This is a genomic window from Bacteroidota bacterium (assembly GCA_037133915.1).
Lineage (GTDB): Bacteria > Bacteroidota > Bacteroidia > Bacteroidales > CAIWKO01 > JBAXND01.
The window spans coordinates 1-9185 of sequence record JBAXND010000087.1 but is presented as its reverse complement, the minus strand read 5'-3'; the positions used below and the strand labels follow the sequence as shown (position 1 = coordinate 9185).

Here is a 9185-nt window from a genome sequence, read left to right as displayed (position 1 = left end):
ATACCTGTGAACACTCCCGGAGATAGTCAACAACATACTCTGATATACCTGTGAACACTCCCGGAGATAGTTAACAACACCTTCCCGATATACTTGTGAACATATCCGGAGATAGTTAACAACATACTCCGATATACCTGTGAACATATCCGGAGATAGTTAACAACACACTCCGATATACCTGTGAACACTCCCGGAGATAGTTACCGACACACTCTGATATACCTGTGAACACTCCCGGAGATAGTTGTGAGGATACTCTGATATTCTAATCAGGAGGTTGCCGGAATCTGCAGGGTGGTTTTGGACCATTTTGAGCGGTATTGCAGAAATTCCCCTACGAATAATCCGGCAGGCAAAGGAGGACGTTTGATTCTGCTGGCGCGCGTTTGTAACGCGTGCCTATCCTTTGTTTTGTTATTAACCAAATAGCACATTGTACTGCAAGCAATGTACTGCAACAACCATCAAATATAATAAAAATGAGAATACATCAAGTTGCCCGCTAAAAGAAAGTAACAGCATGTTGTAAGAAATGGCTTCAGTGGCACGCGTTGCAAACGCTCGCCGGCAGTTAAGTCCCTTTCACCGCTACGGGGAAAAGCCTGTCCCGATTCATCGGGAGGATTTAGGGATAGGGGCAAGACAACAATTAATTCGAAGCCGTTTTACCTTTTCGCCAGGCGAAAAAGACAAACCCAATCCCCAATAAAATAAAGGGAATACTTAGTATTTGTCCCATATCAATGGGCCATGCTTTCTCGAAGCTTTCCTGTACTTCTTTTGAGAATTCTATTACAAAACGTGCGGTAAATAAGGCAATCAGGAAAAATCCTACGAAATATCCCTGTCCGATATCGCCTTTTTTCTTACGATAAATGATGTAAAGTACTGCCGAAATGAGCAGGTAGGCAAGGGCTTCATAAAGTTGAGTCGGATGACGCGGTACCACCTGTGTAATCTGACCTGCAACATTGATAAAGTTGGCCTCCTTATCGTGTATAAACGCAAATGCCCAGGGCAGGGTAGTGGGCTTTCCATAGATTTCCGAATTCGCAAGATTTCCGAATCGTACAAATGCCGCGGCGATTGGAATAACCATCGCAACGCGGTCGAACAGCCACCACATATTTACTTTGTAGCGGCGAATGTATATGATGAGTGCGATAACAATAGCTATAGCCGCACCGTGGCTTGCGAGGCCGCCTTCCCATATTTTAAAGATCTCCAGCAAATGCTGACGGTAATATGCCCATTCATAAAACAGACAATGCCCCAGGCGTGCTCCTACAACGGTGGCAACAAAAAAGTAAACCGTGAGCATATCCAGCTGTGCGATCTTGACCTTTTCGCGTTTGTAAATATCATAAAGCAGGGTGTACGCGAAAAAGAATCCAAGGGCAAAAAGCAATCCATACCAACGGATTTCGATTCCGCCAAGCGTGAACAATACGGGTGTCACGTCCCAGGTTATGTATGCAAGTGTGGTCATTATTTTATAGATTAAGCAAACACTGGAATTTTTTTGTAAATCTCCCCGTTCAGGGAACAACCTGTTTTCTTTTTGTTGAACCCGCCCCACTGTTTGAAAAAGAATGGAACGTTATGTGTTTCGCATTTATCTTTGATTTCAAGAACCCATTCTTTTTCTATTGGGCGTGAGTTTGCACCAGATTCGCCACCAACAATTACCCAATCTATTTCATAAAGATTTAGATTTGACAGCGGTGTAAGCAATGGTTCACAAGATAAAAATTTAACAGCCGCCCCTGAATTACGCAATGAATTTACTCTGTAAAGATGTTTACTACTTTCGACTGTTACGCCCATCCAAATATTTTCTGACCAGTTTAGAAGTGCAGAGTATTTCGCCAAAACATCAGCCCTTTTCGTTAGCACCTGAAAGATATGCTTTGGATTATTGTTCATTACACTAAATACTTCTTTTATGAATGATAGCGGCATGTCTTCATGAAATAAATCACTCATGGAGTTAACAAAAACTATTTGCGGTTTTTTCCATGTGTAAGGCTCATTAAGAGTATCGGGATGAATTGTTAACTGAAATTCATTTTCATACTTTTGCGTACCCATTGCTTTTAAACGCTTTGCCATTTTTGCGGCATAACAGTTTGCGCAACCTTCTGATATTTTCGTACAACCCGTAGAAGGATTCCATGTTACTTCTGTCCACTCTATTTTAGTGCTTTTCATAGGATAAAAGTATTTCTTTTTCAGAGTTAAATTTGAGATAAAAGCTATTTTTTCTTACTTTTTCTGTGCTTGTTGTGTAAACAGCATTTAATTCGTTATCAGATTGCAATTCATTTAAAATATTATTTGCATGCCTTACTGTAAAACCAGATTCAAGGGTAAATAAGTAAACCTCTTTATTGGTGCGTGGTTTCCCATCCAGAAATTCTACCATGCTTTTTTTGAAATAACCTACTTTTTTTATAATGTTTTCTTCCGCAAAAAATGACATCTGACCTGTTCTGATTTTATCGTTATCAATATCAAAGTTTGCTTCACCCGTATGCTGGTCTAATTTCCATGCGGTATTTAGAAACTTTTCGAGACCCAACGGACTATTCGAGCCAAATATTAAACCGTAAATATTACCGCTGTTTGGCTTTTTTATTGAGAATGGCGCTAAATAATATTCTTTGCCTTGAGGAATAAGGTTTTTATAGTAGTTTAAAATAACACGGTGGCAATGATACGGTTTTGATTCGTCAAAATCTTGGCGTTCAACTGAAAGGTATTTTTTAAATTCTGGTAGTTCGGCAAAACGGCTAGCGTATGCAGAAGAAATAAAAAATAGAAAATCTGTACGTGACAAGCTGATTAATTTTGAAAAAACATCATGGTCAATGAATTTAATTCCGTTCTGGTCCAGAAACATAAACCTTGGGAATCGAGGTTTACGAATCATTTCTGCGAATAATTCACTAAACAAAACTGCAAAATCTTTATTTTCGATGGAATATGTAAATGCACAATCCGTGGATGATTTTATTGAGCAAAATTCAGAAGATTTGCACTGACTCACGAAATCAATGATTGTGTTTTGAAGTTTCTGAAATTTCTCTTTTTTATATTCGTTGAAAAACAATTCAACTTTTTGTTTGCGTTCACTTATTGAATTGCAATAAACACGCAATTCTTCAAGAAAAACTAAAGGACTTCCTTTTGTACCAATGGTGTCAGTTCCTTCCCCAGCGAAGAAATCATAAATCTGAATTTTTTCGTAGTTAAACTTACGATCTTTCAAGAATACGGGCAACCATGCTTTAAAATACTCCCTTAAAATGGTAAGTTTAGTTAATGTGCCTTCGTCAAACTTTGACTTATGTATGTCTTTTGCCATGTGCTTTTTTTTTACTATTTTCATTTATAGGCTAAATTTGGCAAACTGCTTTTAAGTATAGTTAATTTTATTAAGCGATTATATTTATTACTCATCGGGATGCACTATGTGGCATCCTTCAAACTGATCTGTAGGTAGAATCTCACGAATAAGCAAAGGTATTTATTAACCTGTTTTATTTCATTTATTATTTTAACATTAATTTACCCTTTGAAGGTTTACTGAATCTTTCTTTTTCTGAACCTCACTTTTCCTGTTTGTAAATGCTACCGTTCCTTTTGTAATTTGTTGAGCAAAGCAATAATAGTATTATAAATTAGAATGAAAAATGTAAATATTGCATGCAGCTAAGGTGAATAGTCCACGCCGTCCCCGATGCATTAAAAATTAACGGTCGTTCCTTCTTTGATATTGTATTCATCCGTGAATCCTGCATTTACTTCAACAACAAATTTTGCAGGTTTAACTGATGGAATAGCTTCTTCGGAATAGGGAACAGCATTCTTTGCGATGGTAACAATTTTGTAATCTTCGCCCACGTAAATAATATCAAGCGGAAGTATGGTGTTCTTCATCCAGAAACTCTGGGGTTCGGCAACATCAAACAAAAACAGCATACCACAACTGTCGGGCATGGTGTGGCGGTACATTAAACCCTGCTCACGTTCGCCCGGACTGTCAGCTATTTCAATGGAAATTTTCTTCAGCAGTTTATTGTTGTTGTCTGCAAACGTAAGTTCACCGTCTTTACGGAACGTCGGTTCAAAATTTTGTTGCTGTTGCTGCTGCTGCTGTTTTACCGGTGGTTTTGTTTTTGTGGAAAGCTTGTAGATAAAAAATGCACCCACAACAAAAACAGGTATCAGCGCGAAGAGAATACTCAATTTATTTTTTCTTGCCATTATGCACCGCATTATTTCGAATTACAGAATTTAATTGAGCCAGATAAAAAACGCTATCGTAAAGATAAACGTTACCAGCAATATACCTCTTCCCGTCTTGTCAAACTTCAGGCTCACGAGGTAATAGCGAAGCATCAGCGCATTCACCACAATACTCAGTATCTGTACCGTACTTTCCTGAAAAACTCTCAATCCGGTAGACCTGCTTTCAGTAAGTAAATTGAGAAAATGCAGTATAATATAGATGATTCCCGGAACTACAATACCCATTATTGCGCCGAGCCAGTACGAGTCTTTTTTTAAGAATTTAAACATTGAATTTCCATTTTTTTAGTGATTCAATAGCGTGCATTGCAGTAAAATCGAAGTGAACGGGAACCACCGAAACATAGTTGTGTGCCAGTGCCCATTCGTCCGTATCCTTTTCCAGGTCATGATTGGTGAACACGCCTTTCAGCCAGTAATACGGTCTGCCGAACGGATCTTTGCGTTCATCAAATTCTTCCTGCCAGTAAGCCCGTGCCTGCCTGCAAATCTTGATGCCTTTAGGCGTGCCCTTTTTGGGCGGGAAGTTTACATTCAGTGCCGTGCCGTCGGCAATGCCGTTCTTAAGTACATTTTTACAAATCTCTTTAATGAACGGACCTGTCAGGCTGAAATCCGCACTGTGCGAATAATCATGCAGCGAAAATCCGATGGAAGGTATTCCCAGCATTGCGCCTTCGAGCGCCGCCGACATAGTTCCTGAATAAATAATATTGATTGAAGAATTCGAACCGTGATTGATGCCTGATACCAGTAAATCGGGACGACGGTGAATCACCTTGTCAATCCCGATTTTTACACAGTCAACGGGTGTTCCGTTACAACTGTATTCAGTATATCCCGGTTCGCGGACTATCTTCTGCAACCTCAGCGGTGCGCCTACGGTAATGGCATGCCCCATGGCCGATTGAGGCTTGTCGGGTGCTACCACGGCAACATCGCCCAGCTGTTTCATAATTCCAATCAAATACCGGATTCCCGGTGCACTGATGCCGTCATCATTCGTTATCAGTATCTGTGGTTTTGGCATAATCTGTATTATTATTATGGTATCGGTCTGCTCAACCGCACCTGCTGTATTCTTATGCAAACTTAGCAATTTTCAGGGAGTTTTTAGTCTACTCTGTAATTGCCTTTCAAACTCAGGGTAAGCCGTCATTCAGAATGGAGCGAAGCGCAATGAAGAATCACTTTCCTCAATTATAAATATGAATACACTTGCTCTTAACTCTTGTCATCAACCAGTATTCAAGAAAATAATTTGCGTTACTTTTATGGAAATTCGAAATACCCGCATCTAAGTGACCTGTAAATCCTAAAACTATAAAATATGAAAAAGCTCATTGTCGTGTTATTTGCTGTATGTCTTGGCATTTCTTCGTTTGCACAGGATAAACCTAAAAAGGTCAGTACTAAGATTAAAGAAGTAACGGTGTTCCTGAGCGGGGCGCAGGTTTCGGAAACCGGTGAGACAAGTCTTTCATCGGGCGCCAACACCATCATTTTCGAAAACCTTACGGCCGATATGAATCCGCAAACGATACAGTTGAAAGGCGAAGGCGATTTTACCATTCTGTCGGTGGTTCATCAGCTCAATTATCTGAGCGGTCAGGAAAAAACTAAGGATGTTCTTGCGATTGAAGATTCAATAGAAAAACTTCAGACAAAACTTGCCTATCAGCAGGCTATGCAGACTGTTTTTACGCAGGAAGAAGTGATATTGCTTGCCAACAAAGCTATAGGAGGGCAGGATGCAGGCATAAAACCTACCGATTTGAAAGAAGCGATGGAATATTTTCGTACTCGGCTGATTGATATTAAAACGAATCAGCTGGATATTGCGGCAAAAATTCAGAAGCTGAGTACACGTATTGAAACCCTGTCAAATCAGCTTGCTACGCTGAATGCAAAACAGGGACAGCCCACAAGTGAGGTGGTAGTTTCTATAAGTGCCGATGCTGCAACAACTGCAAAGTTTACGTTGAGTTATCTGGTGGCCAATGCCGGCTGGGTTCCAACCTACGATTTACGCGCGGTTGATGTGAACAGCCCGATAGAGCTGGCTTACAAAGGAAATGTATACCAGACAACAGGGCGCGACTGGAACAATGTGAAGCTTACACTGTGCACCGGGAATCCCACGCAAAGCGGTGCTAAGCCTGTATTGAATCCCTGGTATCTGACCTTTAATTATGGTTACGGATATGGAAACGGAGGCGTTGTTTATGATGCCGTTGTTGTGGCAGAGTCAAAGCCTGCAAGGGCATACGACAAAGAAGAATCCGATGAAAATTTTAAGTCGAAGACAGGCGCTGATTATACCGTGGTTTCAGAAAACCAGACCAATATTGAGTTCCAGATAAGCATTCCTTATACGGTTCCCTGCGATGGGAAAAAATACACGGTAGAAGTTCAGAAAAATTCGCTTCCCGCGATATTCGAGTACTACTGTGCCCCCAAGATTGATAACGACGCATTCCTGGTTGCCCGCGTTACCGGCTGGGAACAGTATAATATTATTCCCGGCGAAATGAATCTTTTCTTCGAAGGAACCTATGTGGGCAAATCCTACATTGATACACGTTATACCAAAGATACCCTTGATTTTTCGCTGGGGCGCGACAAGAGCATAAGCGTTACCCGCGAGAAAATGAAGGATTTGAGCAGCACGAAATTTTTAGGTGCTAACACAAAAGTTACTTACACATACGAGATTAATGTTAAGAACAAGAAAAAACAGGCCATCAGTATCGTCATAGAAGATCAGGTTCCGGTTACCACCGACAAGGATATTGAAGTGGAAACAATAGACGTATCGGGTGGTATGGCAGATAAAGATACCGGAAAGGTGGTATGGAAATTCACACTGAAAGCAGCTGAGAGCAAAAAAATGACGCTGGGTTATTCGGTGAAATATCCCAAAGACAAGAATATTAATCTGTAGTTATTGTACGGAAATGAAAAGAGCTGTCAGAACCATTGGGTTCGGGCAGCTCTTTTTCAATTTAATAAAGTCTTATTTACTTTATTTTCTTGTACCTGATTCGTTTCGGACCTTCGTCGCCCAGGCGTTTGCGCTTGTTTTCCTCATATTCGGAGTAACTACCTTCAAAATAGTAAACTTCCGAATTGCCTTCAAACGCCAGAATATGAGTAGCAATGCGGTCGAGGAACCACCTGTCGTGAGAGATAACTACCGCGCAGCCTGCAAAGCTTTCAAGACCTTCTTCAAGCGCACGGAGTGTGTTCACATCAATATCATTGGTGGGCTCATCGAGCAGCAGCACGTTGGCTTCGGTTTTCAGCGTAAGCGCCAGATGCAAACGGTTTCGCTCACCACCCGACAGCACACCGGCTTTCTTTCCCTGATCGGGACCCGAGAAATTGAAACGGGAAACGTATGCGCGGGAATTCATCTGCTTTTTACCGAGCTCAATAATTTCATTACCGCCTGAAATTACTTCCCACACATTCTTTTCAGGGTCAATTTCAACGTGGCTCTGGTCAACGTAGCCTATCTTAACCGTATCGCCCAGTCTGAAAGTGCCTGCATCGGGCTGTTCTACGCCCATAATCATTCTGAAAAGCGTTGTTTTTCCGGCACCGTTGGGTCCGATTACGCCGACTATACCGCCCGGAGGCAGCATGAAGCTGAGATTCTCAAACAATACCTTATCGCCAAAAGATTTCGAAACACCCTGTGCTTCAATTACGAGAGTACCCAGTCGCGGGCCGTTCGGGATAAATATTTCGAGACGTTCTTCTTTCTGCTTCACGTCTTCGTTCAGCATTTTTTCGTAGGCGTTTACCCTTGCCTTTGATTTTGCCTGACGCGCTTTCGGTGCCATACGCACCCAGTCCAGCTCACGCTCCAGCGTTTTGCGGCGGCGGCTTTCGCCTTTTTCTTCCAGCTCCAGCCTTTTTGATTTCTGTTCCAGCCAGGATGTGTAATTTCCTTTATACGGAATACCTTCACCACGGTCAAGTTCAAGAATCCATCCTGCCACGTTATCCAGAAAATACCTGTCGTGGGTAACGGCTATAACAGTTCCTTTGTAGTTTTGAAGATGATTTTCAAGCCATTCAACGGATTCGGCATCGAGGTGGTTGGTAGGCTCATCGAGCAGCAGAATATCGGGTTCGGATAACAGCAGGCGGCACAAGGCTACGCGGCGGCGTTCACCACCCGACAGATTCTTGACCGGCATATCGCTTTCGGCACAGCGAAGTGCATCCATGGCGCGTTCCAGCTTGGAATCAATTTCCCATGCATCGTGCTGTTCAATAAGTTCGGTAAGACGGCCCTGCTTTTCAATGAGTTTGTTCATGGCGTCATCACTCATAGGCTCGGCAAACTTCAGGTTGATTTCCTCATATTCTTTGAGCATATCAACAATATGCTGCGCACCTTCCTGTACAATTTCCTTCACCGTTTTGGTATCGTCGAGAATAGGTTCCTGCGACAGATAACCGATGGAATAGCCGGAAGAAAACGTTACATCGCCTTCAAAGGATTTTTCGAGACCTGCAATTATTTTCAGCAGTGTCGATTTCCCGGAGCCGTTCAGGCCAATCACGCCAATCTTGGCGCCATAGTAAAAAGAAAGATAGATTCCCTTAAGAACCTGTTTATTGGGCGGAAAAGTCTTGCCCACATTAATCATCGAAAAGATGATTTTTTTATCATCAGCCATAAAAAAATGAATGTTTTTTTGTAGATGTCACCATTGACGGTGCAAAGATAGTAAAACTAAATTTGGCAGTAAGAATCCGGGAAATAGTGAAGAATTAAGAACCAAAAACTAAGAGTTTTGACTTTCAACTTTATGGACTTTCAGACTTTCGACTTTATGGACTTTCAGACTTTC

Annotated in this window: 8 protein-coding genes; 1 reads left to right on the top strand and 7 read right to left on the bottom strand. The window is 41.6% G+C overall.

The window, feature by feature from the left end; translation table 11 throughout:
• Positions 1-652: 652 nt before the first annotated feature.
• From lgt to surE, 6 genes are all read right to left on the bottom strand, one after another.
• Positions 653-1492: a prolipoprotein diacylglyceryl transferase gene (lgt, locus tag WCM76_16425; protein MEI6767217.1), complete on the bottom strand. Its 840-nt coding sequence runs from the start codon at positions 1490-1492 to the stop codon at positions 653-655.
• A gap of 11 nt (positions 1493-1503) precedes the next feature.
• On the bottom strand, positions 1504-2214 hold the full coding sequence (locus tag WCM76_16420; GenBank protein MEI6767216.1) for a phage Gp37/Gp68 family protein: 711 nt from the start codon (positions 2212-2214) through the stop codon (positions 1504-1506).
• A complete protein-coding gene (gene tcmP, locus WCM76_16415) occupies positions 2201-3370 on the bottom strand; it encodes a three-Cys-motif partner protein TcmP (protein ID MEI6767215.1) in 1170 nt (389 codons plus the stop codon). The genes WCM76_16420 and tcmP overlap by 14 nt, the downstream gene beginning before the upstream one ends.
• Positions 3371-3750: 380 nt before the next feature.
• Entirely contained in the window at positions 3751-4272 is a 522-nt protein-coding gene (locus tag WCM76_16410) for a DUF192 domain-containing protein (protein MEI6767214.1), read from the bottom strand.
• Positions 4273-4302: 30 nt separating this feature from the next.
• Positions 4303-4587: a hypothetical protein gene (locus WCM76_16405; protein ID MEI6767213.1), complete on the bottom strand. Its 285-nt coding sequence runs from the start codon at positions 4585-4587 to the stop codon at positions 4303-4305.
• On the bottom strand, positions 4580-5347 hold the full coding sequence (surE, locus tag WCM76_16400) for a 5'/3'-nucleotidase SurE (GenBank protein MEI6767212.1): 768 nt from the start codon (positions 5345-5347) through the stop codon (positions 4580-4582). Before surE ends, WCM76_16405 begins: the two co-directional genes overlap by 8 nt.
• A gap of 300 nt (positions 5348-5647) precedes the next feature.
• Between surE and WCM76_16395 the strand changes: the two genes are divergently transcribed.
• Entirely contained in the window at positions 5648-7261 is a 1614-nt protein-coding gene (locus WCM76_16395; GenBank protein MEI6767211.1) for a DUF4139 domain-containing protein, read from the top strand.
• A gap of 76 nt (positions 7262-7337) precedes the next feature.
• Here WCM76_16395 and ettA read toward each other — a convergent pair whose 3' ends face one another.
• Positions 7338-9011 carry an energy-dependent translational throttle protein EttA gene (gene ettA, locus WCM76_16390; GenBank protein MEI6767210.1) on the bottom strand — a complete coding sequence of 558 codons (1674 nt, stop codon included), beginning with the start codon at positions 9009-9011 and terminating at the stop codon, positions 7338-7340.
• Positions 9012-9185: the final 174 nt, after the last annotated feature.

Bases quoted from the DNA above. Each gene is read 5' to 3' on its own strand.
- surE (MEI6767212.1), bottom strand. From the start codon at position 5,347: ATGCCAAAACCACAGATACTGATAACGAATGATGACGGCATCAGTGCA.
- tcmP (MEI6767215.1), bottom strand. From the start codon at position 3,370: ATGGCAAAAGACATACATAAGTCAAAGTTTGACGAAGGCACATTAACT.
- WCM76_16420 (MEI6767216.1), bottom strand. From the start codon at position 2,214: ATGAAAAGCACTAAAATAGAGTGGACAGAAGTAACATGGAATCCTTCT.
- ettA (MEI6767210.1), bottom strand. From the start codon at position 9,011: ATGGCTGATGATAAAAAAATCATCTTTTCGATGATTAATGTGGGCAAG.
- WCM76_16405 (MEI6767213.1), bottom strand. From the start codon at position 4,587: ATGTTTAAATTCTTAAAAAAAGACTCGTACTGGCTCGGCGCAATAATG.
- WCM76_16395 (MEI6767211.1), top strand. From the start codon at position 5,648: ATGAAAAAGCTCATTGTCGTGTTATTTGCTGTATGTCTTGGCATTTCT.
- lgt (MEI6767217.1), bottom strand. From the start codon at position 1,492: ATGACCACACTTGCATACATAACCTGGGACGTGACACCCGTATTGTTC.
- WCM76_16410 (MEI6767214.1), bottom strand. From the start codon at position 4,272: ATGGCAAGAAAAAATAAATTGAGTATTCTCTTCGCGCTGATACCTGTT.